The 25,405-nt window shown below is 67.4% G+C and carries 23 protein-coding genes; 11 read left to right on the top strand and 12 right to left on the bottom strand.

The features are described 5' to 3' along the window. Window positions 1-199 precede the first annotated feature (199 nt). From G7Y49_RS01055 to G7Y49_RS01035, 5 genes are all read right to left on the bottom strand, one after another. A complete protein-coding gene (locus G7Y49_RS01055; RefSeq protein WP_165170368.1) occupies window positions 200-3,421 on the bottom strand; it encodes an ABC transporter permease in 3,222 nt (1,073 codons plus the stop codon). Beyond that, window positions 3,418-4,101 (bottom strand): ABC transporter ATP-binding protein, encoded by a 684-nt coding sequence (locus G7Y49_RS01050; protein WP_165170366.1) that lies wholly within the window; start codon window positions 4,099-4,101, stop codon window positions 3,418-3,420. Before G7Y49_RS01050 ends, G7Y49_RS01055 begins: the two co-directional genes overlap by 4 nt. A gap of 500 nt (window positions 4,102-4,601) precedes the next feature. Further along, window positions 4,602-4,850: a hypothetical protein gene (locus G7Y49_RS01045; protein ID WP_165170364.1), complete on the bottom strand. Its 249-nt coding sequence runs from the start codon at window positions 4,848-4,850 to the stop codon at window positions 4,602-4,604. Between the two features lie 2 nt (window positions 4,851-4,852). Then, window positions 4,853-5,338: a DUF3990 domain-containing protein gene (locus G7Y49_RS01040; protein ID WP_165170362.1), complete on the bottom strand. Its 486-nt coding sequence runs from the start codon at window positions 5,336-5,338 to the stop codon at window positions 4,853-4,855. Then, window positions 5,335-5,559, bottom strand: a complete 225-nt coding sequence (locus G7Y49_RS01035) for a DUF3791 domain-containing protein (protein WP_165170360.1) — start codon at window positions 5,557-5,559, stop codon at window positions 5,335-5,337. The genes G7Y49_RS01040 and G7Y49_RS01035 overlap by 4 nt, the downstream gene beginning before the upstream one ends. Before the next feature lie 232 nt (window positions 5,560-5,791). Between G7Y49_RS01035 and G7Y49_RS01030 the strand changes: the two genes are divergently transcribed. The 3 genes from G7Y49_RS01030 to G7Y49_RS01020 all read left to right on the top strand — a co-directional run bounded on the left by G7Y49_RS01030 (window position 5,792) and on the right by G7Y49_RS01020 (window position 7,581). Continuing rightward, a complete protein-coding gene (locus G7Y49_RS01030; RefSeq protein WP_165170358.1) occupies window positions 5,792-6,553 on the top strand; it encodes an NADPH-dependent FMN reductase in 762 nt (253 codons plus the stop codon). Window positions 6,554-6,742: 189 nt separating this feature from the next. After that, window positions 6,743-6,994: a GlsB/YeaQ/YmgE family stress response membrane protein gene (locus G7Y49_RS01025; RefSeq protein WP_165170356.1), complete on the top strand. Its 252-nt coding sequence runs from the start codon at window positions 6,743-6,745 to the stop codon at window positions 6,992-6,994. Between the two features lie 353 nt (window positions 6,995-7,347). Beyond that, complete coding sequence (locus G7Y49_RS01020; protein WP_165048605.1) at window positions 7,348-7,581, top strand: hypothetical protein; 234 nt, start codon at window positions 7,348-7,350, stop codon at window positions 7,579-7,581. A 204-nt stretch (window positions 7,582-7,785) separates the two neighbouring features. Here G7Y49_RS01020 and G7Y49_RS01015 read toward each other — a convergent pair whose 3' ends face one another. Then, entirely contained in the window at window positions 7,786-9,006 is a 1,221-nt protein-coding gene (locus G7Y49_RS01015) for a hypothetical protein (protein ID WP_165170354.1), read from the bottom strand. Between the two features lie 265 nt (window positions 9,007-9,271). Here G7Y49_RS01015 and G7Y49_RS01010 point away from each other — a divergent pair, with 265 nt between their 5' ends. From G7Y49_RS01010 to G7Y49_RS00995, 4 genes are all read left to right on the top strand, one after another. Continuing rightward, window positions 9,272-11,776 (top strand): molybdopterin-dependent oxidoreductase, encoded by a 2,505-nt coding sequence (locus G7Y49_RS01010; protein ID WP_165170352.1) that lies wholly within the window; start codon window positions 9,272-9,274, stop codon window positions 11,774-11,776. Beyond that, window positions 11,773-12,516 carry a 4Fe-4S dicluster domain-containing protein gene (locus G7Y49_RS01005; protein WP_165170350.1) on the top strand — a complete coding sequence of 248 codons (744 nt, stop codon included), beginning with the start codon at window positions 11,773-11,775 and terminating at the stop codon, window positions 12,514-12,516. The genes G7Y49_RS01010 and G7Y49_RS01005 overlap by 4 nt, the downstream gene beginning before the upstream one ends. A 78-nt stretch (window positions 12,517-12,594) precedes the next feature. Next, entirely contained in the window at window positions 12,595-13,059 is a 465-nt protein-coding gene (locus tag G7Y49_RS01000) for a VOC family protein (protein ID WP_165170348.1), read from the top strand. Window positions 13,060-13,350: 291 nt separating this feature from the next. Then, entirely contained in the window at window positions 13,351-14,541 is a 1,191-nt protein-coding gene (locus tag G7Y49_RS00995; protein ID WP_165170346.1) for a CynX/NimT family MFS transporter, read from the top strand. A 360-nt stretch (window positions 14,542-14,901) separates the two neighbouring features. Here G7Y49_RS00995 and G7Y49_RS00990 read toward each other — a convergent pair whose 3' ends face one another. From G7Y49_RS00990 to amaP, 4 genes are all read right to left on the bottom strand, one after another. Further along, on the bottom strand, window positions 14,902-15,282 hold the full coding sequence (locus G7Y49_RS00990) for a hypothetical protein (RefSeq protein WP_165170344.1): 381 nt from the start codon (window positions 15,280-15,282) through the stop codon (window positions 14,902-14,904). A 149-nt stretch (window positions 15,283-15,431) separates the two neighbouring features. Then, entirely contained in the window at window positions 15,432-16,094 is a 663-nt protein-coding gene (locus G7Y49_RS00985; protein WP_206214499.1) for an Asp23/Gls24 family envelope stress response protein, read from the bottom strand. After that, window positions 16,091-16,744: a DUF2273 domain-containing protein gene (locus G7Y49_RS00980; RefSeq protein WP_206214498.1), complete on the bottom strand. Its 654-nt coding sequence runs from the start codon at window positions 16,742-16,744 to the stop codon at window positions 16,091-16,093. The genes G7Y49_RS00985 and G7Y49_RS00980 overlap by 4 nt, the downstream gene beginning before the upstream one ends. Beyond that, on the bottom strand, window positions 16,726-17,343 hold the full coding sequence (gene amaP / locus G7Y49_RS00975) for an alkaline shock response membrane anchor protein AmaP (RefSeq protein WP_165170342.1): 618 nt from the start codon (window positions 17,341-17,343) through the stop codon (window positions 16,726-16,728). The genes G7Y49_RS00980 and amaP overlap by 19 nt, the downstream gene beginning before the upstream one ends. 616 nt (window positions 17,344-17,959) lie before the next feature. On the opposite strand from amaP, the gene G7Y49_RS00970 reads away from it, so the two are divergent. Continuing rightward, window positions 17,960-19,144, top strand: coding sequence for a hypothetical protein (locus G7Y49_RS00970; RefSeq protein ID WP_165170340.1), 1,185 nt, complete (start codon window positions 17,960-17,962; stop codon window positions 19,142-19,144). A 635-nt stretch (window positions 19,145-19,779) separates the two neighbouring features. Here the strand turns inward: G7Y49_RS00970 and G7Y49_RS00965 are convergent. Continuing rightward, complete coding sequence (locus G7Y49_RS00965) at window positions 19,780-20,097, bottom strand: hypothetical protein (protein ID WP_165170276.1); 318 nt, start codon at window positions 20,095-20,097, stop codon at window positions 19,780-19,782. Window positions 20,098-20,461: 364 nt separating this feature from the next. Here G7Y49_RS00965 and G7Y49_RS00960 point away from each other — a divergent pair, with 364 nt between their 5' ends. After that, window positions 20,462-22,528 carry an ATP-dependent DNA helicase RecQ gene (locus tag G7Y49_RS00960; RefSeq protein ID WP_241157213.1) on the top strand — a complete coding sequence of 689 codons (2,067 nt, stop codon included), beginning with the start codon at window positions 20,462-20,464 and terminating at the stop codon, window positions 22,526-22,528. Here G7Y49_RS00960 and G7Y49_RS00955 read toward each other — a convergent pair. Beyond that, complete coding sequence (locus G7Y49_RS00955; protein WP_165170338.1) at window positions 22,525-23,778, bottom strand: YafY family protein; 1,254 nt, start codon at window positions 23,776-23,778, stop codon at window positions 22,525-22,527. The two genes, G7Y49_RS00960 and G7Y49_RS00955, sit on opposite strands and share 4 nt — an antisense overlap. A gap of 110 nt (window positions 23,779-23,888) precedes the next feature. Here G7Y49_RS00955 and G7Y49_RS00950 point away from each other — a divergent pair, with 110 nt between their 5' ends. Together G7Y49_RS00950 and G7Y49_RS00945 are read left to right on the top strand one after the other, a co-directional pair. Next, a complete protein-coding gene (locus G7Y49_RS00950; protein WP_165170336.1) occupies window positions 23,889-24,233 on the top strand; it encodes an HIRAN domain-containing protein in 345 nt (114 codons plus the stop codon). Next, entirely contained in the window at window positions 24,226-25,221 is a 996-nt protein-coding gene (locus G7Y49_RS00945; protein ID WP_165170333.1) for a tetratricopeptide repeat protein, read from the top strand. Before G7Y49_RS00950 ends, G7Y49_RS00945 begins: the two co-directional genes overlap by 8 nt. Window positions 25,222-25,405: the final 184 nt, after the last annotated feature.

Genomic DNA, 25,405 nt, shown 5'->3' with positions numbered 1-25,405 from the left:
GCTCGTTGCTCGGATTATCCCACGGAGCGTCTAGCAGATCTAGGCATGCTGAGTCATTGGAATAGCGCATCATTCTGGCGGGAATATGGCGGAAAGCCCTGCGCAAAGGCAACGCCCGGACGGTGGAAACTCAGCCTGTTGCCCAGGCATCAGCGGGCGGGTCGGCCGCCCCGCGCTGGGGGCGGGGCAGCCCCTTCCCTCAGGCTATGTCCATTCGCAGCGCCTCCACCACGTTGTCGGTCCGGCAGCGGCGCAGCCCGTAGGCGACGCTGGCCGCCATGATGAGCAGCGTGAGCGCGCAGGCGAGCGCCATGTGCCCCCACGGCAGGGCGAACGCAACCCCCTCGACCGACTTCGCCAGCGCGTTGAACAGCAGGAACGACACGATGGCTGCGACGATGACGCCGGGGACGAGGCCGCGCACGGCGTACCCGGCGCATTCGCAGGCGATCATGCGCCGAAACGCGCGGCTGCCCATCCCCACCGAGCGCATCACGGCGAACTCGCGGCGGCGCAGGACGAGCCCGTTGGTCACCGTGTTGAACACGTTGCCCATGGCGATCAGCATAAGGATGCCCGTGAACAGCAGCGAGAACACGTTCACCACCACGACGAGCGTCCCGTAGCCCTCCTGGACGGCCGCGTTGTCGCCCACGTAGAGGTGCGTGCTCGCGAGCGCGCCGTCGCCCTCGGGGTCGAGGTCGAAGAACTCCCTGCCGGCGGCTTCGAGGTCAGCGGCGGCGGTGACGTGCTCGTCGGCGTTGAAACGCGCGACCATCTGGACTGACGTCATGAGGGACCCGGCGGTGCCGCGCGTGGCCTCGGCGAGCGTGTCGGCGGCGCTCAGGGGCAGGACGACGGTGGGGTAGTCGGATCCCCTCCCGTCGGGCGCCTGGTCGGTGACGGCGATCGCCTCGACGGGCAGGTACGTCAGGTCAAGCGCGGAGAGCGGCTTGCCTTCAGGCTCCTTGTCGGCTGCGGCGTAGTCGGAGGGCAGGTAGGCGGAGAAGGCGGCCTCGCGCGCATCCGCGTTGCCGTCAGGGCTCTTGGCGTCGGCGCCCGCGCGCCCTCCGCTGTAGACGAAGCCCTCGACGGGAACTCCCTCGAACGTCGCTTCGGTGATGCAGCTTATCGTGCCGGGCGCCTTGATCATCTCGCGCTGCACGTACGCCTGCCCGTTGTTCGAGTAGCCGGTGGAAAGCGCGATGCCGCGCATCGTGTCGCCAGAGAACGCGTCGGGGCTCGCGCCGACGCTGCGCGCGTAGGCGGCGAACGCCTCGTTCTCGAGGAACTGCAGGTTCACGTGGCCGAAGTAGGTTCCGTCGGGCTGGCGGACGACAGGGGACGAGCTGTTGAAGCGGCCGCCGTCCTCGGCCATGCCTGCGCCGACCATGTCGGCGGGCATGACGGCGGGCATCGTGGCCACCGCCTGCCATCCGAGCGGCTGCACCCCTTCGACGCTCGAGAGCTTCGCGTAGAGCGCGGCATAGGCTTCGAAGGGGCTTGACGCGCCAGCTGCGCTCGCGTCGGCTGCTTCTCCGGCATCTTCGCCGTCTGCGCCCAGATTGCCGTCGGCCGCGCTGTCGCTGTTGCTCGCGCCGTCACGAGTGCCTGCGCCCGCCGCTTCGGCGTCTGGCGAGTAGCTGCGGAAGGTGCTGACGGTGATGTCGCAGGTCTCGGAGGAGGCGATGGCGGCGCCGGTCATGACGTCGAGCGTGGTGCTGAGCGAGCCGGCCGTCATGAGCAGCACGATGGCGAGCGCGAGCGACACGCTGGCGGCGCGGCCCTTGGCGCGCCCGCGCTTGCGGTTCGCCCAGGCGATCTGGCCCGACACGCCGAACAGCCGGTGGATGCCGAACCCACGGGGCTTCCAGACGTCAGCCGTCGCGGCGGCTGACGAGCTCGTCTTTCCAGCGCGTTTTCGCGCGGGGCGCACAGGACGCACGTCGCGCGTCCGGCGTATGGCGTCGATGGCGCTCGCGTTTCCGGCGCGGCGCGCGGGCAGCCACGCGCTCACCATCACGGTTATGAGCGTGAGGACGGCGGCCAGGCAGATCATCGCCGGGTCAACCGCCACGCCGAAGGCGACGTCCTCGCGCTCTCCGATTATGCTCTCGAGCGAGGGTCCGAGGACCCCGAGCACCGCGGCGGTGCCGCCGATGCCGGCGAGCAGGCCGAGCGGGATGCCTGCTGCGGTGATGACGGCGGCTTCGAACGCGATGGCGCGCCTGATCTGCCGCCTCGACGCGCCGATGGAGGACAGAAGCCCGAACTGGCGCGTGCGCTCGGCCACGCTGATGGCGAACGCGTTGTAGATGAGCGACACGCACGCCGCCGCGATGACGCAGGCGAGCACGGCTGCTATCTGGAAGAACGTGTTCCAGATAGCGCGGTCGCTCGTGATGCCCTCATAGCGCAGCAGCGCGTCGTGGTGCGCGATGCCCGCGGAGTCGAACGAGCTCTTCATGGCCTCGTCGATCTCCCCGGCGGTGCGAAGCCCCGCGGTCGCCACGTACACCTTGGCCGTGCCCGCAGCGGTCGGGTTCGCGCTCGCCGCGTCCGCGTCCGCGCCGCCCGTGCCGCTGCCCGCCGCGCCTGCCTCGCCCGCGCCGCCCGCGTCCCAGCCCGTCGCGTTCGCGTCCCAGCCCGTCGTGAGCGCGGCGTACCCCACGCCCGTCGAGCTGGCGATGTTGCGCGTGTCGTAGAATCCCACCACGGTGAACGTGCGTGGATTGAGCTCGACGAGCTTCTCGCCGAAGCCGCCGCCGTCAGACTGCGGGTTGCGATATCCGTCTCCCGAGTCCAGGCGTTCGCCCGCCTCGTCAGGCTCGTACCCCGTGCCCTTGATGGGCGTCTCGCCAGAGCGCGTGCGGTCGTGCCCGGCGAGCGCGCTCGGCTCATCGCCCGCATCCGCGCCGGCCGCCACGAGCTCGCGCTGCCCCAGCTCGACCTCGAGCGTCGAGCCCACCTTGATCGCGTCAGCTCCGAACGCCGACGTGCCCTTCCATGAGCTGGGCAGCATCACCTCGTCCGGCCCTTCGGCCGCGCGCCCCTCCGCGGGCTTGACGGCGCAGATGCGCGCGAGGTCGCCTTCTGTGCTCACGAACGGCAGGTACGCGCCGTAGCGCCTCGCCGCCTCGCCGGGGTCGACGAACCCCACATCGCGCATGACCACCAGGTCGGACGTGCGCGCGTCGGCGCGGGCGTGGGCGATCTCGTCTTCGCTCTCGGTCCAGGCGCTGGCCGTCCAGATGCCGTTGTCGGCTACCTCGCAGTTGTAGAGATAGGCGTTCAGGCTGGTCACGCTTGTGAGCACGGCGGTGAGGAGCGCCGCAGCCAGCGCCACGCCCGCGACGGTCACGCCCGTGCGCACGCGGTTCTTCGCCAGCGAGCGCAGCGTGAAGTTCGACATGACGCTCATCGGCGGATCCTCTCGTCGGAGGCGATCTTCCCGTCCTCGATGGAGATGATGCGGTCGGCGGACAGCGCGATCTCCTCGTCGTGCGTGATCACCACGAGGGTCTGCCCGCTCTCCTTGTTCGACGCGGCGAGCAGCGCCATGATGTCGCGGCTGTTCTTCGAGTCGAGGTTGCCGGTTGGCTCGTCGGCGAGCACCACGGAGGGCGCGTTCATGAGCGCGCGCCCGATGGCCACGCGCTGCTGCTGGCCGCCCGAGAGCTGGTTGGGCAGGTGCCGCTCGCGGCCGCGCAGGGACAGCGCGTCAAGCAGCACGTCGAGGCGCTGCTGGTTCACGACGCGTCCGTCGAGCGCCACGGGCAGCGTGATGTTCTCCACCACGTTGAGCACGGGGATCAGGTTGTAGAACTGGTACACCAGCCCCACCTCGCGGCGGCGGAACACGCTGAGCTCCTCGTCGGTGCGGGCGTACACGTCCTGCCCGTTCATGAGCACGGTGCCCGACGTGGGGCGGTCCACGCCGCCCATCAGGTGCAGGAGCGTTGACTTGCCCGAGCCCGACGAGCCCACGATGGCCAGGAACTCGCCCTGTGCCACCGAGAACGACACGTCGTCGAGCGCGCGCGTGGCGGAAGCGCCTTCCCCGTAGACCTTGGTGAGGTGGCTGACGGTGAGGATGTCCATGTGCATACCTTCCTTCGTTTCCTCGCAGGACAGCTGCTTTCAGCATGGGGCATGCGCCTTGTGCTCTCCTAACGCGCGCATTACAGAAGTGTAATGGAAGCGACCCCGCCGCACGGGGCGCGCCGGCTCGCGCGGTGGATTGCGCGCGGGCCAGAGCGGACGAAACGTGCAGGGCCCAGGGGCTTTCTGTGCAGCGTCGTTCGTGCGAAGGCGCGAGAAACACGCGATCTGATACCGAATTTCTGGAAAAACGATGCGAGAAGGCGCTGCATTGGCTCAAGGAAAACGTACGACCAGGCAAAATGCTGGCGGAAGCTGGGATCGGGCGACTTGGCGGGTATCAGATCGCGTGTTTCTCGCGCCTTCGCACGCCGTTTTGTGCAGCGTCTCCCGCCCCACCGCGAAGCAAGGCGGGGGACGTGAGAATCAACGGATGCGCGACTGCTTGATTTTCGGCAGGGGAGCGGAAGATATGCTTGGGGGGGGGGCGGGCTGCTCTCCTAAGAGCGTAGAGAATGTGCAGAGGCGGACGCGGCATCTTTGAGCACCTCGTCCGCTAGGTAAGAAGCGGGCAGATACTGCATCCCCAGCGAGCCTTCCTCGACCGCTTCAGCGATCTTGCTTCCGTAGTAGATCCCCATTGCTTCCTCTGCGGAGACGTCGAGGCGCTCGGCGACGCAGAACGCCACGTCAGCTTCCAGATGCTCCTTCAAGAACGATCCCAGGCTCTCAACGACGCGCTCGTCCACCGCTATCTCCCCGTCTCGTATGCTCTTCGGAAGGAAAGCAAGACGTCGACGGCGGCCTGGGATACGAAGCAGTACTGGTCGTTCTTGTCGTAGTATTTGAGCGCCTTGAGCGTGGTGTCGATGTCCCAATATCCCCTGAAGTACATGTTCACCGCTTCGTACACCTTGTCGTTCGCGACGCATCCAATGATGACGTCGTATTTTTGGTATGCATTGCCGCCGCGACGGCAGTCGCATACGAACTTCACCCAGTCGGCGTCGCTCTCGTCGAATCGGAGGACAGCGAAGTTCTCGAGGGCGTGTTTGGCGAACTCGTACTCGTTGACCACAGCACTTGCGTCTTCGAGCATGGCCTTGCGCTTGGCCCAGCGCTCGGCTTGGGATCTGTGGGACGTCAGGTAGAATCCCTGGCCGAAGTCGAGGTTTTTCCGAGCGCGCGCTGGGTCTGGATGGAGAACCTCGACGGTTGAGCCGTGGTAGAGGATCATATGACGGCTCCCCTCCTGCGCGCGAGCTCGGTGATCTCGTCAACCAGGCATTGCTCGCCCTGGGTGTGGAGCACGTCGTAGAAGGGGATGACGTAATCGCCGAGGACGTTCAAGTCGGCGAGGGTTCGGTAGGTCTCGGGCACGGTTTTGCCCCAGCTCTCGGCGAGCCGATATATGAGGAAGACGGCGAAGTCTATCTCCCTTCGGGTGCTCTCGTTCATCTCAAGCCTCGCTCTCAGCTCGTCAGGGCCGCCTGCGGAAGGGGTCCTGCGCCCAACAGGGACGATTATAAACCATCGCAGCTCTCGCCGTGCTGAGTGCGCGTGGGGTGCGGGCGCTTGCGCGGCAACGCCTTCGCAACGCCTTGCCTTCCGCTGTGTCTCGCGCATGCGGCGCCCTGGCGGGCGGCCCTATCATGGGAGGAAGCAAAACGGCACGTGAAAGGATGATCCCATGGAGAGCAAAGCTGCTGAGATAGGGAAGGGCGCGGCGGGCGGCGTCGAGAGAAGGCTGTGCGCGGCGGGCGGCGAGACAGGGAAGGATGTTGCCGCTGGTGGTGTCGGAGCGAAGGACTCGAGCGGAGGGGCGAAGGACGCTGACGTCGGCGGTGCGGCGGAGAGGACCTTCGCTTGCGGCGGCGAGAAGTCGGTGCTCATGGTCGTCGGGTCGCTGCGGGCGCGCTCGCTCAACCGCCAGCTCGCCGAGTGCGCCGCCGCGGTGCTGAGCGGCTGCGTACGCGTGTCGTTCCTCGAGTACGCCGACCTGCCGTACATGAGCCAGGACGTCGAGGTCCCCGTGCTCGAGCCGGTGCAGCGCGTCCGCGACGCGGTGGAGGCGGCCGACGGCCTGTGGATCGTCACGCCCGAGTACAACCACGGCCTGCCCGGCGTGCTGAAGAACCTGCTCGACTGGCTCTCGCGCCCGGCGTATGCCGACGGCACGTCGGTCATGCACGACAAGCCCGTCACCTACAGCGGCGCGGCCGGCTCCTCGCAGGCGCGCTACGCCTTCGCCTCGCTGTGGACGACGCTCGACTTCATGGGCGCCGACGTGGTCGACGTCATGCCCACGGGCGTCCTGCTTGACCGCCGCGCGTACTCGACCGACCGCCTCATCCTCGCCGAGCGCGACCGCGAGTCGCTCGAGCTGCAGGCGAACCTCCTGCTCATGCACATGGGCGTGCCCCGCCCCCTCATCTGTCGCTCGATCACGTAAGTTTGCGCTTTGCCATCAGATGGCGTCTTGCTGCGTTTGCAAGGGGTAAGGGGCGGTACTTGCGGCAGGGCACCTCGCGGCAGGCAAACGGCCTGCCAACGAGGCAGCGACGGGTGGGGGAGCGTGGCGCGGGCGCGCCGGCGGGGTCGCTAAGCTGTTCTTCGTTGGCAACGCGAAAGGAGCAACCTCATGAGCATCATCGTTTGGGTTATCATCGGCGGCTTGGCCGGCTGGGCGGGCGGCGCCCTCATGGGCCGCGAGGGCGGCCTGGTGAAGAACATCGTCACGGGCATCATCGGCGCGCTCATAGGCGGGTTCATCATGAGCTTCGTCGGGGCCGAGGGCTTCACGGGCCTGAACTTCTGGTCGTTCTTCGTGGCGCTTCTGGGCTCGGTCGTGCTCATCGCCATCATGAACGCCCTCACCAAGCGCACCGCCTAGCGCGGCCTGCGCGAAACCCCTGCGAGGGCGCCCGCCGGAGCATGTCGGCGGGCGCCCTCGCTGCTCATCAGCCGTCCCGAGCGGAAGCTTCGGGCGGTCCTTCCCGTGGGATGCGGGATGCGGGATGCAGGGCAGGCTTCGCCGGCAAGCTGCGGCAAAGGTCGAAGCTCGCTGGCCCCCCAAAGGTCGCGGCTCCCGCGGGACATATTGCGGAAAAGAGAAGATACGGGCATATGCAGACGCAGATATGCTTCAGGCGCTCTCCCATACGGACATATAGTGGTGAAGGCAAGGGGCTGTTCGTACAATAGCGTCGAGCTTTGCCCGACCTGCTCAGACAAGGAGGAGCTTGTATGACTCGCGACGAATTCATGGCGCTCGAATCACCGGCGAAGGCCGATGCGCTGAACGCCCTCATGGATGCCGGCAAGACCGAGGACGAGGCCATGGCCGAGTTCGGGATCACGAAGAAGGACCTCATGAGGGCTCAGGTGTTCTACAACAAGACCGCCGGCAGGTTCAAGTCCAATGCAGTTGGAGGGTACTCCAACTTCCATAGCGACGTCACGGCCGACTCTGCGAAGTAGGGCTTCGCGCAGAACGTCGGTCGGATGATACGATTCTCGCAAGGAGGTGGCTGCCGGCGCGCCGGCAGCCACCTCCTTTTCGCATGAGCCGCAGGGCGCGCACCCGGGCGTCTCGCTGGGCTGCGCGGCGGCTCGCTGGACCGCGCGGCGGCTCGCCGCCCGCCGCCCGGGCCACCCGTCGCCCGGGTGGCCCGCGGCCCACGCCTAAAACTTCAGCTTGTCCTCCGTGAGCTTCCACTCCAAGGGCGTCATCTTCACGGGGTTGAGCTCGGAATGCTGGCAGATGTCGGTGAGGTGCTCGACGAAGCTGTTGATCAGATCCGACGCCTGGTCGCAGACGAAGACGCGCTCCCGGTTGTCGAGCGCGACCTCGCGGGTGATTCCCGCGGCGGTCAGCTGGTGAATGGCCTCGCTCGTCGCCCCGTAGCTCTTCCCGATTATGCTGGCGGCATGCTTTATGGAGAGCTGCGGAGCTCCCAGCATCACGTTGATGAGCTTCTCGATGGCCGAGTTCGACGGGATGCGCAGGCCGCTTGACCTCCAGGCGGAATGCAGGAGCTCCGCCGCGTCGAGGAACGAGTCGGTTATGTGCACCGAGTAGTAGGTGTTGCGCGCGTTGAACATGGCCCAGTCCTCCCGGTAGGACTCGTACGTCTCGCTCGTGGTCTCGCCGCGGGAGGAGATGCGCATCTTCGTCCGATCCTCCCGGTTGGCCGACGCGCCCCAGCAGATCGGCGCTATGAGCCCGTTGGGGAACAGGCCGCGCTTGAACAGCGCGGAGAAGGCGAGGACGAGGCCGCAGAGGTTCGTCATGGCGTCGAACGGGGCGATGCGCTCGAAGATGTGGTTGATGGCCGACGCCTGCCCGAGGGGGGAGAACACCTCCTTGTTCATGAAGCTGCACAAGTCGTTGATCTCGGAGGGGATGGCCGAGGGGTCCGCTCCGCCCTTGTTCGGCAGAGGCGCGCTCCTGAATCCCCGGAAATACCCGTCGTTCTCGAAGCCGCTCATGAGGTACTCGTGCAGGCGCAGGACCGTCTCGATGGTCACGGTGGTGTCGGCGCGGATGTTGTCCGAGATCCACTCGATGGTCTGCATGTAGTGCAGCGCCTCCACCGCGAGCTCAAGCTCGTCGTCAGACGGCTGGAAGCCGATGCAGGCGTTCCAGTAGCACTTCCTCAGGTTGTTGCGGTCGCCCTTGCGCTTTGACAGCTGGAACGCGGCGAGAAGGGGGACGATCGGGATGTCAGCGTCCTTCGAGATGCGCATCGCGAAGACGGCGTCGATCGCGAGCAGGGCTTCCTTTATGTACCGGGCGAGTTCGTTGCGCGCAAGCCTGCTGTCAAGCCGAATGATCTCCGACTCCGCCTTGTAGAAAGCCGCCTGCGTCGACGCGGAGTAGTGATACGCGTCAAGGTATGTCATGCTGCTGCACCTCCCCCGGTGACCGTCTCCGCCATGAGACAATCACATGCACAAACCATCTATGTTATAAGGCTTCGGGCCGATAAAAGCGAGGAGATTTCAATATTGGCGGGGAACGGCGATTTCGCGAAAGCCCCAGGTTTCGGGGTCGCCCGGAAACAGAAACAAGCTTGCTGCCCGCCGCCGGCCTCCCAATAATAGGCTTGGGCGTGATATGTCGACAAAAGCGCGCATCTGACAACTGCATAGCGAGAGAGGGGGCATGATGTCCAGAGAGTCAATCGTTGAAGAGCTCGGCTCGCGACATGAGGGAGTGGAGTACTTCTACACGACGTGCCACAACAACGGGTGCTGGGACGCGACGTGCTTGATCAAGTGCGGCATCAAGGACGGGAAGGTCGTCTCCATCGAGCCGGACGACTCGGTCAACCCGGGCGTCGCCAGGGAGGATGACGACGAGAACGCCATCCAGACCGGCATGATCCAGGCGCGCGCCTGCCCGATGGGCCATGCGTGGCGCCAGGAGCTGTACTCTGAGAACCGCCTGCTTTACCCCATGAAGCGCGTGGGCAAGAAGGGCCCGGGGAAGGGCCACTTCGAGCGCATCTCATGGGACGAGGCGCTTGACACCATCGCCGACAAGATGAGGAAGATGGCCGAGGAGAACCCCGACCACCCGTGGCTCTACTACTGCTACTACGTGGCGTTCGAGAGCTCCGACTTCCCGTTCGCCTCGTACCTGAAGGGCACGATCACCGGCTGGGGCGACCACTCGACCTCGGGCGGCGCGGCGGCTGAGGACTTCCACCTCGGCGTGCGCCTCACGGACTGCCTCATCAAGGGCACGAGCGACGCCTATCCCGGCTTCGAGGCCCCCGACCTGCTCAACTCCAAGCTCGTCGTCCTCTGGGGCTTCGACCCCATGGTGAGCTGGTTCGGCCACGTGCCCTACTACATGAAGCTCGCCCAGGAGCGCGGCTGCAAGTTCATCCTCATCGACCCCGTCTACAACGTGAGCGCCGAGTGCCTGAACGCCCAGTGGATCCCCATCCGTCCGGGCACTGACACGGCCTTCGGCCTCGCGGTGGCCCACGTCCTCTACACCGAGGACCTCTACGATCCCGAGTACGTGGAGAAGTGGGTTGAGCCGGAGGGCTTCGAGGAGTGGCGCAAGTACGTCGTCGGCGAGGTCGACGGCGTCGTCCACGACCCCGCGTGGGCCGAGCCCATCACGGGCATTCCCGCTGAGACCATCACGGAGTTCGCGCGGTACTACGCCAGCATGAAGCCGGTGCACCTGCACCAGATGTACAGCGTCTCCAAGCGCAACCTGGGCGACTACGCCGCTGCCGTGGCCATGCTGCTCCAGGCCATGACGGGGAACCTCTCCATCGCCGGCGGGTGCGAGGGCGGCGGCGCCCTGCTCGTCACGCAGCCGCGCATCTTCGCGCCGGTCCCCCAGACGGGCCAGATCCTCGGCGACGTCGTGAACCCGATCACCAACAACAACAACAAGGTCACCGAGGTCATGTACTGCCAGAAGCTCTACGCTGCGGGCGAGATCACCGAGGAGGAGTTCCGCAGGCGCATCGGCTGCCCGCCGGGCAACCCGCTGCCCCACATCAAGATGGCCATCGTGCCCAACAACTACATCAACAACCAGCATCACGTGAGCAAGCGCATGGCCGGCTTCGCCGACCTGGAGTTCTCCTGGGGCTGGCAGTACTTCCACGACCAGCCGTCCATCGAGTTCCTCGACATCGTGCTGCCGTCGCCGGTTATCCAGTTCGAGTCCACCGACCTGCACTTCTTCGGGATCAACCGGTTCTGGGGCGCTCCCTCCGGCATGAACAACTACTTCCTGTTCGCCGGCAAGGGCGTGAACCCCCCGGGGGAGGTCCGCTCGAAGGACTGGGTCTGGATGGAGCTCGCGCGCAGGCTCGGCTTCGCCGACAAGTTCAACCCGAAGATGCTCGACGTCACGGATTGGCGCGATTGGGATGAGCAGGTCATTGAGCGCATCTACAAGCCCGCCTACGAGGAGTGGGCGAAGGACGAGTACGGCTATCTCGCGTACTATGACTACGAGCCGCCGACCTGGGAAGAGTTCCAGAAGATGCCCATCGTGCGCGTCCCTGGCGAGCCTGGCGAGTGGTTCTACCCCTTCAAGAACACCGTCGAGTTCGGACGGTCCCCGTTCAAGACGCCCTCGGGCAAGATCGAGTTCGACAGCTCGTACGTCAAGGAGACCGACCTCACGAAGACGCGCTACGGCGGGCATTACGACTCGTTCCCGCGCTGGCAGCCGACCTACCAGGACGTCACGGCGAACGACAGCTACTACCATCCGTGGACGGAGTTCTTCCCGCTCTCGATGGTGACCCCGGTCTCCTCGTACCGCCAGCACTCCGCCAACGACCAGAACCCGTGGCTCAAGGGCGACTGCTACGAGCACATGATCAGGATGTCTCCCGCGGACGCAGCCGACCGCGGCATCAAGTCGGGCGACCGCGTGCTGGTCTACAACCAGTTCGGCGAGGTGGAGATCACCGCCTACGTCTCGTCGAAGCTGCTTCCCGGCACGGTCTCCATCGGACACGGCGAGTGGTCGAAGTTCGACGACACCAGGAAGTCGAAGACGATGTGCTACGGCATTGACACGGCGGGCAACTGCAACCTTCTCATCGGGGACGCGCACCTTCCCCACATCGTGGGAGCGCTGCTGACGGCCGGCCTCGTTGAGGTCAGGAAAGTGGGTGATGAGCGATGACTCAGTACGGATTCTTCTTCGATCAGGGCCGTTGCTACGGCTGCAAGGCGTGCTCGGTTGCCTGCAAGGACTGGAACGACATCGGGCCGGGGCCTGAGAAGTGGATGAGCGTCTACATGTGGGAGACGGGCGCGTTCCCCAACGTCTCCATCGGCATGCTCGCGTTCAACTGCGGGCACTGCGACAACCCGGTGTGCGTCTCCGCGTGCGAGCACTCCGCCATCATCAAGGAGGAGAAGTACGGGGCGGTGCTGGTTGACCGCGACCTGTGCGAAGGCGACCGCAACTGCTTCGACGCGTGCCCGTACGGCGCCCCGAAGTTCGCGAGCGACGAGCCCGGCACCAAGATGAGCAAGTGCACCATGTGCATCGACCGCCTCGAGAAGGGCGAGCTGCCCGAGTGCGTGGCGAGCTGCCCGATGCGCGCGCTCGACTTCGGGCCCGTTGACGAGCTCATCGAGAAGTACGGCGACTGCCGCCAGATCGAGACCATGCCGTCTCCCGAGGCGACGTCTCCCAACTGGATCGCGAAGGCGAAGCCTCCCAAGGAGCAGCTCATCCCCTACGACGCCGAGAAGGCCGTCAAGCTCACGAAGCCGCGCAACGCCGTCGGCGACGTGTACTCGGACTACCGGAACCTGACCGACTTCGACGGCCAGGTCATCGCCCAGACTGAGCTGCGCATGAAGAACGCCACGGTGGCCGAGGTCATGGCCAGGACCGCGAGCGACCAGGGCTAGATGCGCGCGTAGCGGGTTCAGCGGGGATAGGGCCGCGTGCGGGCCGTATCCCCGCATGGGAAGGAGGAGGTGTCAGGCGTGAAGCTTGAGTTTCAGCATGCGGGGATCTACTGTCGCGACATAGAGGAGTCGCTTGCGTTCTACGAGGACGTCCTCGGCTGCCGGCTGCTGTTTCGGGCGGATGCCATGGAGGGCGACAAGCCGCTCAAGATGGCTTGGGTCAAGGGGCTCGGCATGGCGTTCGAGCTGCTCGAGACGGAGGACAAGGCGAGCTGCGATGCGGCAGCCCAGGACAGCAACCACATCGCCCTGCGCGTGGACGACCTGGACGCGTTCGTCGCTCACCTCGAGGACAAGGGCGTTGCTCTCGAGGCCGGGCCGCTTGACCCGCCCTTGGAGTTCGACCGGCCGCTGGCCGAGGAGGATTCCGACCTGTTCGTGAAGCACGGCGACGCGGGCACGCAGCTGCGCATCATGTTCTTCCGCGGGCCGGGGGGCGAGCGCTTCGAGGTGCTCCAGGACAACATAGCGCCGCTGCCCTGACGCGGCTGTGGCGGTGACGTTGTGGTGGCGCTGACGCGGCTGTGGCGGCGCTGCTGCCGCGATGCCGCTGCCCTGACGCAGTTGTGGCGGCGACGTTGCCGTGACGCGGTTGCCGCGATGAGTTCGGGATTCTGTTTCGTGAGCGCGCTTCAGGCGAGCGTGCTCTAGGCAAGTGCGCTTCAAGCAATTGTGTACCAAGCAGTCGTGTACCAAACAATCAGGTACCGAGCAATCGCATCGGTACGTCCGAGCAAGTCAAGCAGTTTCAAAGCTGAATAAGGAGGGGTATTCATGGGCGTTGCAAAGAAGTATCGCAACTGGGCGCTCATTGCCGTCGTCCTGCTGCTCTTTGGCACGGCGGTGGCTTCGTCGCAGTACAAGGTGCCTGTCATCATGACGGGCCTCATGGAGCAGTTCTCAATGGATGCCGGGAGCGCGTCGTGGCTGATGTCCATCTTCACGTTCGTCGGCATCATCTTGGCAATCCCCACGGGCGCGCTGGCCAAGAAGTACGGGCCCAAGGCGCTGCTGCTCGCCGCCGGCGGCATCCTGCTGGCCGGCTCGCTCGTCGGCGTCTTCGCGGCCGACGGCACGATGCTCATCGTCTCGCGGGCGATCGAGGGCGTCGCGTTCATCCTCGTGACCATCTGCGGCCCGCTTGCGGTGCAGAAGTACGTTGCTCCTGACAAGATCGGCTCCGCGACGGGCATCTGGGCCCTGTGGGTGTGCCTGGGCTCTGTGGTCGGAGGCATCGTGACGCCAACCGTCTCGGCGCTCTTCGGCTTCGTGGGCGTGTGGATGGTCTACGCCATCTTCGCCGCCGTCTTCGCCGTGCTCGTCGCCGTCGTCGTGAGGTTTGCCGACGGGAGCGACGGGCCCGAGGCCCCGCAGGAGCAGGTGGCTCAGGAGAAGGCGAGCTACGCTGAGCTCCTCAAGCCGAACACGCTTCTGTTCTTCCTGGCGTTTCTGCTCTTCAACCTCGTGCTCCTCGCCATGCTCGGCTTCTCGCCGACTTGGATGCAGAGCCAGGGCATGGACGCCTCGCTCTCGGGCTTCCTGAGCACGCTTCCGATGCTTTTGGCCGTCATCTCGTCCCCGCTGTTCGGCACCTTGTCCGACAAGATGGGGCGCTGCAAGCCGCTTTACATCATCGGCATGCTCGCCATGGGTCCGAGCGCGTTTCTGCTGCTCACGGGCTCGGGGCCTGCGCTGTGGGTCGGCGCCGTCATCATGGGCCTGCTGGGGCTCGGCGTTCCGGTCATGGCGCTGACGTCGTTCGGCCAGGTTCTGGGCAAGCCGGAGCTCATGTCGATCGGCATGGGGTTCCTGATGCTCATCCAGAGCCTCGGTCAGTTCCTCGGCACCTTCCTGGCGCCGATCATCCTCGGCGCCAACCTGGACCAGTGGATGACGCTCGGCATCGTCATGTGCGTCATCGGCTTTGCGGGCACGGCGTGCGTCGCGCTCTGCAAGTTCAAGTAGGCTGCAGCTCCAAGCGTTTTCGCTGTGCGGTTTGAGGGAGCGCGAAAAGCGGCCGGAGGTTGGTATCCTCCGGCCGCTTTCGGGTGTGCGCGGGACAACGGGGACGGAACCTTTTGCCCCTTAGTGTCGTGTGACGCGTGGTGCGGTTGTAGTGTCGTGTGGCGCGGTTGATGCGTCCCTTGGCACCGTGCGGCGCGGTCGATGCGCTTCTCTGCACTGAGCGTGATGCGGCTGGCACGTTTCTCTGTGTTGCGCGCTGCGGCCGATGCGCCTCTCTGCGTTGAATGATGTGGCCGACGCGCTTCTCGTCGCGCGGGAAAAGGCTCCGTCCCCGTTGTCCCGTTGTCCCGCGCGTTTGGCCTACAGGACGAGCGAGTCGTCCCTCATGCTGCAGGCCGTGACTTTCTCGATCTCGTCGAGTTGGTCGATCTCGTCACGTGCGTCGCGCGCCTCCTGCTTGATCTCGCGCTTCGCCTCGCGCTGCGCGTGCTTCAGGTCGCGCTCCGCCTCGCGTTCGGCATGCTTCGCCTCGCGTTCCTCCTCGCGCGCCTCGCGAGCGATCTCCTTGTGCTGCTCGTGCTCGGCGTGCTTCAGCTCGGCTTCGGCCTTCGCGTCCTTGGCCGCGTTCTTCGCGTCGTGCGCCATGTCCTCCACGGCGTTCCTTGCGTCATGCGCGGCGTCCTGCGCCGCCGCCTTGGCGGCGTGGGCGGTGTCCTTGATGTTGTCGATGAGTGAGGTCATGCGTGCTTCCTTTCGGCTGGGTTCGGGTTGGGTTTGACTGGGTTGGGTTCGGTCGGGCTCGGCCGGGGTGCGTCCGCTTCGCTTGAGCTCGGCGGGGCTGCCCCTGGCTTCGCTTGAGTTCGGCGGGGCTGACACCGGCTTCGCTCAGGCTAGTCCTGCGCGAGCGTCACGTGGGAGCGACGGTCGGGCTTCTTCTCGTCGTCGGCGGGCGCGTGCTCGGCGTCCCACGCGGCCTTGTCGGCCACGTCCACCACGTTCACGGTGAGCTCGACCACCTCGAGGCCGGTCATGTCGTGCACCTGGCTCACGACCGTCTCCTTGATGGCGTCGAACACCTCGATGGCTGACCTGCCGTACTCCAGGATGATCGAGAGCTCGACGGTGGCCGTGCCGTCGTCGACGTCGGCGTCGACGCCCTTCTTGTCGGCGCTGCCGCCGAGGCCCTCCTGGATCATGGAGAACACGCTGCCCTTCATGTCGACGATGCCGTCGACCTTCTGGGCGGCCAACGACGAGATCTTCTCGACCACGCCCTCGTCGATGGTGAGGGTGTACTTCGGCTCGCGCGCCGTGGGGCCGTCCTCGTCGGAGGTGAGCGAGGTCACGGCGTCGGAGATCTTGTCGGCGGCGGTTGCGGGCGAGGTGACGTGCAGCGTGGTGCCGTCGTCGGCCTTGCCGGCGGCGGGGCTGTCGCTGGTGTGGCTGCTAGCGGTGTGGCCGCTAGCGGTGTGGCCGCCGCCGCTGCCGCCGGGGCCGCCGCTGCCGGCAGCGTGCTTGTTGTGCTTGTCGCGGGTGGTGAAGGTGTCGGTCATAGGGAGTTCCTTTCCTGTGGTTTCTTTCCGAGGGAGGCGGCGATGCCGCGCGCCGCGTTGCGCATGCCCGCGTCGCCGTCGCGGTAGCGTCCGATGGCGAAGCCGACGGCGACGAACAGCGCGACGAGCAATGTGGGCAGAAGCCCGATCCCGATGATCAAAAACGCCGCCGCAAGGCCGAGAAGGCCGTAGGCTACGGCGTGCTCGTGCCTGCTCAAAAACGGCCTTGCGGCAGCGCGCACGTCCTCGAGCACGCCGCGCGCGGAGCTGCCGGGCGGCGGGGAGCTCCCGTGGGACGCAGAGCCCACGGGTGGCGTGGCCCCCTCATGCGGCGCAGAGCCGTGCCGTGCGCGGGCCGCGCGCTCGTCGGCTGCGGGGGAGTGCGCTGCCTGCGACGCGGGGCTGCCGCGGCCGGCGCGGCCCGCGTGCTCGTCGGCCTCGCCGGGGCCGTCGCAGGGGTCGCCCGCGTCGAAGTCCTGGGCTGAGGAGTTGCCGGGCCCGAGGTCGCACGAGGTCGGCGTGGCGCGCCACACCTCGCCCGCCTTCGTCACGTAGGGCCTCGCGCCGGTTCCCCGCGTGCGCTCGGCACCGGTTTCCCGCTCGCGCTCGGCGGAGGAGCGCATCTTCACTTTCACGTTGGTGCTGGACATGGTTCACCTCCTAGGCGGTGGTCAGGGTCGTCATGCGCGCGGGGCGCGGCGTGATCGGCGCGCGCAGCCGTCGAGGCGTCGGACGTGCTGGTGAAGGTGATGTCGACGTTCTCGACGGGGTAGCCCGCCAACGCGCCCACGCTCTCGGCCACCTCGCGCTGCATCGCGGTTCCGAGCGAGGTCAGGCCCACGTTGGAGGAGGGGTCGACCTTCGCGCGGATGCGGATGCGCGGGTTGCGGCGCCCGCGGATGTCCACGCGCGTGCTCTTGCAGGTCATGCCGCGATGGCCCTCGATGGTGCGCGTGGCGGTGGAGCTGATGGCCTCCTTCGTGATCGCCACGCGCCCGCCCTCCTGCTCGAGGCTCAGCTGCGAGCCTCGGCCCGGCGTGGCGACGGCCGCGACGAGCATCGCCGCCACGCCGAGGGCCGTGATGGCCAGGAGCACCAGCAGCGTCACGTCGAACCAGCCCATGCGGGCGAGCCAGATGGCGAAGGGGAGCAGCGGGTCCCAGGAGAACCACAGCGTCGCGAGCAATCCCGTGCCTACGCATGTGGCCAGCGCGAACACGATCATGGCCGCGCGGGTGATCTTTCGCATGGGTGCCACCTTTCTCTTCGTACGCGTCGAGCGGCGGGCGCGGGCGCGGCGCAGGTGCGGGCGCAGGCGCAGGTGCGAAGGCTGCCCAGCCGTCCGCGCTCGGCTCGCGGCTCGACGCGTGTCCTGAATGACACGCCCCACTCTAGGGCGCGTCGCGCGGTGCGAGAACCCTCTGTACCGCCCTGTTGAGAACGCGGGGCCGTCCCGTAGTCGGCCACGGCAAACGTGGAGTGAGGGTGTGGGGGTGGTGACGTTTTGGTGTCGGTCGCGCACGCGGCGCGCCTGGCATGGACAATGGAGGTTATGAGGCCACGTCAGCCAGCCGGCGAGCGGCTGAGGTTGCGGGCGCTGCTGCGCGCGTGGCCAGGGTTGCGGGCGGTGGTCGGCATGCGGGTAGGGTCGCGGGCGGTGGCTGGCATGCGGGTGCCGGTGCTGCGGGTGCCTGGCGGTTGGGCGGTTGGCGTGCGGGTATCCAGCTGGCATGCGGTCAGCTGGAGTTGCAGGCGTGCTTGCGGCTGGGCTGCGGGCAGCTGACGGCTGAGCGACTGAGGTTGCGGGTGTCTGGCGGCTGGGCGGTCGGAATTGACGGTGCGAAGCGAGCGGAAGGGGTGAGCGCATGGCGGGCGCGGACAGGGGCAAGAAGGCGCAGGCGCTGAGGACGCTTTTCGACGACCTGTCGTTTGCGCAGGTGGGAGCCGGTGCGCTTGCGGCAGTGACCTCCATGCTGCTCTCGTCGCAGATCGGCATCGCGGGCTCGGTCATCGGCGTGGCGGTGGGCTCGGTGGTGTCGGCCGTGTCATCGCAGGTCTACAAGAAGTTCCTCGCGGCCTCGGCGGAGAAGATCAAGGAGATCCCCGCGGCGGTCGGCGTGGTGCCGGGCATGACGTCAGCTGCGGTGATCGTGGACGCGAGCGCGTTGTCGCGCGCGGGTGAGGAAGCTGATGCAACGGTCGCCGGAGCAGGCGCGACGACGCATGCGGAAGCTGCCGGAGCAGGCGCGACAACGCATGCGGAAGCCGCCGGTGCGGGCGAGGGCGCAAGCGTGCCGGGTGCAGGCGCCGGCGCCAGAGCAGGCGCGGAAGGCGAGTTCGCGGGCACTGGAACAGGCACGACGGAGCGTGCGGAAGTCACGGGTGCGGAAGGCGAGCACGCGGAGAGCGCGGAAGGCGAACGTGCGAAGAGCGCGGAAGCGGCCTCGGCGGCGATCACCTCGCAGGGCTCCTCGCCCAGCAAGACCGACGTGCTCGGCCCGCTGAACGTCACGAGCGACGAGGCGCAGGTGACGCCCGCGGCCACGGTGGTCAAGGCGCGCATCGAGCGCGAGAACCGCAAGCGCCGTCGCATCCTCGCCGTCGCTGTGGCCTCCTCGTTTGCGGCGGTGCTGGTGAGCGCGGGTGCGGTGATGCTCGCGACGGGCGGCGAGGGCCTCGGCGCCAAGCCGCAGCCCTTGCGGTCGCCTTCGCAAGCACAGCCTGCGGCATCCTCTGATACCGGAAGCTCGAAGGGCGCGGCGCAGGATGGCGAAGGCGCGAAGGCTTCCTCGTCAAGCGCGAGCTCGGGTTCTTCGGCGCAGGAGTCCTCGGCGTCAAGCAGCGCCTCGAGCTCGGCAGGCTCATCGGCAGGCTCGTCGGCAGCGAGCTCTGCCGGCGACGAGGGCCAGAAGCCCTCGTCAGATGCGAGCTCCTCGGCTTCGAGCAGCGCGTCGAGCTCGGCGCACTCGGCGACCTCGTCGTCAGCTTCGGCAGGTGCGCAGGCGAAGCCCCACAAGGCTCCCGCTGAGGGTGCATCAGGTCAGCCGTAGGCCAAGCAGCCCAAATGTCGCCATACATTGAGCCTTGCGGGAAGCTGAGAGCGCGGCAGATTAGCCGTAGGTCAAGCGCCTGCCCTCGTTTTGGATCAGCTCTCGTTTCTTAGACGCGAGGAAGGGGAGGCTGCGCCCCTTCCCTTTGAGGTGAATGAGGGATGTGGCTGCAAAATCAGCGTTGTCGGTGGTTTGCACAAGCGAAATCGCCGATAACGCAGCTTTTCCATCCACTTGAGCCCCTCAAACCACCGACAACGGTCCTTTTCCATCCAGGATTCCTAAAGGGTGGCTGCAAAACCCGCGCTGTCGGTAATAGGGTGGCTGCAAAACGGGTGTTGTCGGTGATAGTGGTTGATGTCGGTGGTAGGGTGGCTGGAAAACTCGCGTTGTCGGTGGTGTCGGCGACGGGCTGGCTGGAAAACTCGCGTTGTCGGTGACGGACTGGCTGCAAAAACGGTGTTGTCGATGATGGCAGTGATAGCGGTGATGAAGCGGCTGCAGAACCGGCTGCAGAACCGGCTGCAGAACCGGCTGCAGAACCGACTGCAGAACCGACTGCAGAACCGGCGTCATCGGTGATAGCAGTAACAGAGGCAATAAAGCGGCTGCAGAACCGGTGTTGTCGGCAAGATTCATGCGAGCTTCGCCGCGAGGCGGCGGCCCTTCGAACAGCGGGGCTTCGCAAGCGGGCAGTGCTTCGAGCAGCAGGGGCAGACGACAGGCGCCGCCTTCTGCTTCTTGTCGCCCTTCTTCGCGCCCTTTCCACTCTTGCCGGATGCCTTCTCGCCCTTGCCGCCCTTCTTCGCGCCTTTTCCAGCGTCCTTCTTCGCGCCTTTGCCGTCAATCTTCCCGCTCTTCTTCTTCTTCGCTCCCTTCTGTGACTTCGCGTCCTTCTCTGCAATCTTGCCGATGCCCTTCTTGCCGAGCTTCCTGTCGCTTTTCTTCGCCATGATGAGCCTTTCTCTCTTTTTCGGCCAGTCTATCAGCTGAGTGATCGTGAAAACTCACCAACGGTTAACTTTTGCTCTCATCACAAATACTACTAAATAAGTAACATATAAGATAGAAAGACGATTCGTGATGTATTCGCTTTATCGTGCAATTTCAGGCTGCTATACTGATGCGGAAAAGGAAGAGGGCGAGTGGGCGCGAGGATGTATGGATGAGTTTCAGGGAGGCGCGGCAAGCCTGCGCGGAACCATGGTCAGCGTGTGCAAAGACGCAGCAAGCCTGAGCGAAGGTGCAGCTGGTGCGTGCGAGAAAGCGGCCGGCGCTTGCGGAGGTACGGCCAGCGTGCGCGGCGGCATTTCTGACATGTGCGAAAGTGTGATTGCCACGTGCGTTGGCGCACCTGACATGCGGGCGGCTGAGCGGGCGCTGCGGGACCATTTCGGCTACGCGGAGTTCCGGGCGGGGCAGCGCGCGCTCGTGGAGGCGGTGCTCGCGGGGCGCGACGTGCTCGGCGTGATGCCCACGGGCGCGGGCAAGTCGGTGTGCTACCAGGTGCCGGGGGTGGTGATGGAGGGCGTCACGCTCGTCATCAGCCCGCTCGTGTCGCTCATGGGCGACCAGGTGCGCTCGCTGCTCGACGCGGGGGTGCGCGGCGCGTACCTCAACTCCACGCTCACGCCCGCGCAGCAGTCCACCGTCATGCGCCGCGCGCTCGAGGGCGCCTACGACGTCATGTACGTGGCGCCCGAGCGGCTGTCCGACCCGCGCTTCCGCGCGTTCGCCGTGAGCGCCGCCATCCCGCTTCTGGCGGTTGACGAGGCGCACTGCGTGTCCCAGTGGGGGCAGGACTTCCGCCCGTCGTACCTGGCCATCGGCGCGTTCATCGAGAGCCTGCCCGTCCGCCCCGCCGTGGCGGCGCTCACCGCCACCGCGACCGGCCGCGTGCGCGCCGACATCGTGCGCCTGCTCGGCCTGCGCGACCCGCTCGTCTTGGTCACGGGGTTCGACCGCCCGAACCTCTTCTTCGGCGTGGAGCGGCTCGAGCCCAAGCGCAAGCTCGCGCGCATCGCGGCGCACGCGCTGGCGAACCCGGCCGACGCGGGCATCGTGTACTGCTCCACGCGCAAGGACACCGAGCGCGTGTGCGACGCGCTCGTGGAGGCGGGCGTGGCGGCCGTGCGCTACCACGCGGGCCTTCCCGCCGCCGAGCGCGAGGCCAACCAGCGCGCGTTCATCACCGACGACGCGGCCGTGATGGTGGCCACCAACGCGTTCGGCATGGGCATCGACAAGTCGAACGTGCGCTACGTCATCCACCACAACATGCCCGGCTCCATCGAGGCGTACTACCAGGAGGCCGGCCGCGCCGGCCGCGACGGCGAGCCCGCTCGCTGCCTTCTGCTCTGGAGCGACGGCGACGTGTCCACGTGCCGCTTCTTCATCGACCAGGAGTCGGGAAACGACGAGCTCACGCCCGAGGAGGCCGAGGCCGTGCGCGCCACGCGGCGCCGCATGCTCGAGGCCATGGTGGGCTACTGCTACACCACCTCCTGCCTGCGCGAGTACATCCTGCGCTACTTCGGGGAGAAGGAGCCCGCCGAGGCGGGTGGCGAAGGGGAGGCGCGCGCGGATGCGGCGGCAACGGGTGGCGAACCGGCGGGTAGGCTGGCGGCGGGCGTGGCGGTTGCTGGTGGCGAACCGGCGGGTGAGCTGGCGGCGGGCGGGCAGGCCGCCGGGTCGCCGGCTGCCGCACAACATTTCTGCGGCAACTGCTCGAACTGCGACGGCGACTTCGAGGCCGTCGACGTCACGCTCGAGGCGCGCGCCGTCATGCGCTGCGTGCACGAGCTGCGCGGGCGCTTCGGCAAGGGCATGGTGGTCGACGTGCTGCGCGGCGCGGACACCGAGCGCATCCGCAGCCTGGGCCTCGACGGCGCGCGCACGTACGGCGCGCTCGACGCCTCGGCGGCGCTCGTCAAGGAGGTCATCGAGCTTCTGGCCGCGGGCGAGTACCTCGTCATCACGGAGGGCACCTACCCCACGGTGGGGCTGGGGCCGCGCGGGCGCGAGGCCGCGCGCGACGACTTCTCGCTCACCATGAAGAAGGCGCTGCGGCCCGCCGACCGCAGGCGCCGCGCGCGCGAGAGGTCGGCGCACGTCGGCTCGGGCGCCGGGCGCGTCTTCGGCGCGGGGTCCTTCGGCGACGACGAGCTCTTCGAGCGTCTGCGCGCGCTGCGCAAGAGCCTGGCCGACGCCATGGGCAAGCCGCCCTACGTGGTGTTCTCCGACGCCGCCCTGCGCGACATGTGCGCCAAGCGCCCCGCGACCGACGAGGAGTTCCTCGAGGTGTCGGGCGTGGGCCTTGCCAAGCTCAAGCGCTACGGCGAGGACTTCCTCGCCGAGATCAGGGCGTTCGAGAAGGAGGGCTAGCAGCTGGGATCGGCGTTTGAGGCTAGTTCGGGTTGCGCAGGGTTGCGGCTCGGGTCGGTGGGCGATGTCGGTCGTGGGGCTTCGCGCTCGGGATCGGCGCTTGAGGCCGGCTCAGCCTGCGCGGGGCCGTGGTACGCCGCGAGAGCCTCCTCGAGGTGCGCCGCGTAGGCTTCGGCCAGCTCGCGCGGCCCCTCCACGCGCACGAGGCCCCCGAACTGCGCGAGCCACCCGAACAGCGCCGGGCTCTGCATGACCGGCGCGCTCACGCGCGCCCATGCGCCGCCGTCCGCGCCTTCGCCTGCGTCGCGGGCGGGCGTGATGGTGACGCCCTTGCCGAAGCGGTCGATGACGCCGCTTACGGCCCGCTCGTGCACGAGCAGCGTCATCGGCTGGCGCTTGCCGTGGTACATGCCGAACGCGCAGCTCAGGTACTCGCCCGCGTTGAAGGCGCGCGTGGCCTCGTTGCTCGTGGCGCGCTCGTCGAGGCAGATGAGCGAGCGCATGCGGTCGACGCGGTAGTGCGCGAAACCGGCGTGCTTCTCGTTGTAAACCACCAGGTAGTAGAAGTCGTTGCTGTAGATGAGCGCGACGGGCGTCTCGACGTACGCGTCGCCGCCGTGCTGCAGCTGCTCCTTCGCGTGCACGTCGTGCTTGACGTAGTGGAAGGAGATCTTGCGGCGGGCGCGCAGCGCCTCCTGGATCACGTCGACGTTGCGGAAGACGCTCGCGTTCTGCGTCCTGACGCGCCCTTCGACATGCACCTGGGAGGAGAGCGCCTTGGCGTCGTATTTCGAGGCGAGCGCCTTGATGGAGCGCATGAGCGAGGCCGCCTGCGTCTTCGTGAGGAAGCGGGACGACTGCACGGCGTCGGCCACGAGCAGAAGCTCGGCCTTCGAGAAGCGGCGCGTGGCCAGCGCGTACTCGACGGGCCGGCGCGGCAGGGTCACGATGTCGAAGCCGAAGGAGCGCAGCGCGTCGACGTCGCGGTAGATCGCCTTGCGCTCGGCGGTGATGCCGTGCTCCTGCAGGTACTCGAGGATCTGCGGCATGGTGAGCCCGTGGTCCTCGTCGGTTTCCCGGAAGAACATGCGCGCGAGGTGGAGCAGCTTGAGCTTCTGCGGTTCGGCGGGGCGCGGAGGCGTGGGCGCGGCGGCGTGCGCCGCGGGCGCAGGCGCGCCTTGCGGCGGGACGCGCGTGGCGCCTTGCGACGGCGCAGGCGCGGTGCTTCTCGTGGACGGTTTTCTCGGCATGGCGCGACCTTTCTCAACTTCTGCCTTGCATGTACCTCAGGTGGTACACATAAGCCATGCTCTCATCATATCATGTCCTTCGTCAGAAACGCAGCGGAAAGGAAGCAACCATGGTCACTACTCTCGCACCTGCGCGCACCTCGCGCGCCTTATGCCTGGTCAAAGGCACGACGGTGGCAGGAACGCGTCACGTGGCGGGCGTGAGGGACCTGGTGGGCGGCTTGCAGGCGGGCTCGCGCCTCGCCTTCGAGCGCGACCGCGACAACCTCTACGACGAGTGGGCGGTGCGCGTGCTCGACGGCGCGCGCAACCGCATCGGGTACGTCTCGTGCGAGTGCAACGAGGTGGTGGCGCGCCTGATGGACGGCGGGAAGCACGTGTTCGGCGTGTTCGAGGGCGCGAGCCAGGTGGAGAGCTGGACGCGCGTGGAGATGGGGGTGTATCTCGATGACTAGCGCTGCTGCCTGCACGCTGGCGCCCTATGCGGTGCAGCCCTACCGCGTCCGCCGCGCGAGCCACCTGAGCGCCGCCGAGCGCCTCTCGGCGGCGGTGTTCGGCTCGCCGAGCGCGCGACGCGCCAACGGCGGCGCGCAGACGAGCTTCACGCCGCGCGCCTTGCGCACGAGGGCGTGGCGCGCCCGCCGCGCGAGCACGCCGGTGTTCGAGGTGGACCGCAAGGGCGCCGAGGCGTCCGAGCGCCTCCCGCGCATCTGGGTGACCGAGCCCGCCTTTGACGAGCGGACGGGCGCGTATCTGGGGCGCGCGTACGTGGGCGTGTATCCCTGCGACTCTGACCGCGGCGGCTGGCGTGCGCTTGAGCTGGCCGAACGCTACTGCGGCGAGGCGCGCGGGTGCGAGGGCGCCGAGGCTGAGGTCCTGCGCACCGAGTGCTTCCGCGCGGCGGAGATCCTGTACCTGCACGCGGCGCAGCGCGGCAACGTGGAGGCGTGCGCGAAGCTCGGCCTGCTGTACCTGGGCGACCTGCGCGACGCCGCGCGTTGGAAGGGGCTGCTCGAGCAGCGCGCCCGCCACGCGGCCTGCGCCGCGCCGGAGGAGCGGGCGTTCGCGTGGCTCATGCAGGCGGCGCTGCGCGGGCACGCCGAGGCGTGCTGCGCCCTCGGGGACCTGCTGGTCGAGGGCCGCGGCTGCGCGGTTGACCTGCCGCGCGCCTACCGGTTCTACCGCCGCGCGTTCGACGCGGCTGCTCACAAGGGCGCCTCGGCGCGCGCGCAGGCGGGTGCGGCGGCGCTGCGCCTGGCGCGCTGCCACGAGCTCGGCCGCGGCTGCGCGCATGGCTTCGACGTGGCGCTCTCGTGGTACCGCATGGCCGTCGACCTGCTCGGCCAGGCGGTGGAGGACGGCAGCTGGCGCTACAAGCGGCAGCTGCACGAGGCGAGGACGGGCGTCCGCCGCATGCGCCAGGAGATCAGAGGGGCGTACTGAGCGCGCGCCGGGCGCGGCCGCGGCGGCGCGTCCCGAGCGGCGCGGCGCGGGCGGGTTGCCGTCGGCGCGGGCTGCTGGACGCGGGTTGGCTGGCGGGTCGCCGTCGGCGCGGGCTGGCTGGTGGACGGCGGTGCGTTTCGGGCGGCGCGTCTCGGCGAACCACTATAATGGCTAGGCGTGATCG

Source organism: Adlercreutzia sp. ZJ242 (assembly GCF_011038995.1).
In the GTDB taxonomy this organism is placed as follows: Bacteria; Actinomycetota; Coriobacteriia; order Coriobacteriales; family Eggerthellaceae; genus CAAEEV01.
This window is presented reverse-complemented; position numbering and strand designations above follow the sequence as displayed.

Excerpts from the sequence above, each read along its gene's own strand:
- G7Y49_RS01015 (WP_165170354.1), bottom strand. The coding sequence starts at position 9,006 with ATGACATACCTTGACGCGTATCACTACTCCGCGTCGACGCAGGCGGCT.
- G7Y49_RS01005 (WP_165170350.1), top strand. The coding sequence starts at position 11,773 with ATGACTCAGTACGGATTCTTCTTCGATCAGGGCCGTTGCTACGGCTGC.
- G7Y49_RS00970 (WP_165170340.1), top strand. The coding sequence starts at position 17,960 with ATGGCGGGCGCGGACAGGGGCAAGAAGGCGCAGGCGCTGAGGACGCTT.
- G7Y49_RS01035 (WP_165170360.1), bottom strand. The coding sequence starts at position 5,559 with ATGAACGAGAGCACCCGAAGGGAGATAGACTTCGCCGTCTTCCTCATA.
- G7Y49_RS01055 (WP_165170368.1), bottom strand. The coding sequence starts at position 3,421 with ATGAGCGTCATGTCGAACTTCACGCTGCGCTCGCTGGCGAAGAACCGC.
- G7Y49_RS01025 (WP_165170356.1), top strand. The coding sequence starts at position 6,743 with ATGAGCATCATCGTTTGGGTTATCATCGGCGGCTTGGCCGGCTGGGCG.
- G7Y49_RS01010 (WP_165170352.1), top strand. The coding sequence starts at position 9,272 with ATGTCCAGAGAGTCAATCGTTGAAGAGCTCGGCTCGCGACATGAGGGA.
- G7Y49_RS00945 (WP_165170333.1), top strand. The coding sequence starts at position 24,226 with ATGACTAGCGCTGCTGCCTGCACGCTGGCGCCCTATGCGGTGCAGCCC.
- G7Y49_RS00965 (WP_165170276.1), bottom strand. The coding sequence starts at position 20,097 with ATGGCGAAGAAAAGCGACAGGAAGCTCGGCAAGAAGGGCATCGGCAAG.
- G7Y49_RS00950 (WP_165170336.1), top strand. The coding sequence starts at position 23,889 with ATGGTCACTACTCTCGCACCTGCGCGCACCTCGCGCGCCTTATGCCTG.
- G7Y49_RS01040 (WP_165170362.1), bottom strand. The coding sequence starts at position 5,338 with ATGATCCTCTACCACGGCTCAACCGTCGAGGTTCTCCATCCAGACCCA.
- G7Y49_RS00955 (WP_165170338.1), bottom strand. The coding sequence starts at position 23,778 with ATGCCGAGAAAACCGTCCACGAGAAGCACCGCGCCTGCGCCGTCGCAA.
- G7Y49_RS00990 (WP_165170344.1), bottom strand. The coding sequence starts at position 15,282 with ATGACCTCACTCATCGACAACATCAAGGACACCGCCCACGCCGCCAAG.
- G7Y49_RS01030 (WP_165170358.1), top strand. The coding sequence starts at position 5,792 with ATGGAGAGCAAAGCTGCTGAGATAGGGAAGGGCGCGGCGGGCGGCGTC.
- G7Y49_RS00960 (WP_241157213.1), top strand. The coding sequence starts at position 20,462 with ATGTGCGAAAGTGTGATTGCCACGTGCGTTGGCGCACCTGACATGCGG.
- amaP (WP_165170342.1), bottom strand. The coding sequence starts at position 17,343 with ATGCGAAAGATCACCCGCGCGGCCATGATCGTGTTCGCGCTGGCCACA.
- G7Y49_RS00995 (WP_165170346.1), top strand. The coding sequence starts at position 13,351 with ATGGGCGTTGCAAAGAAGTATCGCAACTGGGCGCTCATTGCCGTCGTC.
- G7Y49_RS01020 (WP_165048605.1), top strand. The coding sequence starts at position 7,348 with ATGACTCGCGACGAATTCATGGCGCTCGAATCACCGGCGAAGGCCGAT.
- G7Y49_RS00985 (WP_206214499.1), bottom strand. The coding sequence starts at position 16,094 with ATGACCGACACCTTCACCACCCGCGACAAGCACAACAAGCACGCTGCC.
- G7Y49_RS00980 (WP_206214498.1), bottom strand. The coding sequence starts at position 16,744 with ATGTCCAGCACCAACGTGAAAGTGAAGATGCGCTCCTCCGCCGAGCGC.
- G7Y49_RS01050 (WP_165170366.1), bottom strand. The coding sequence starts at position 4,101 with ATGGACATCCTCACCGTCAGCCACCTCACCAAGGTCTACGGGGAAGGC.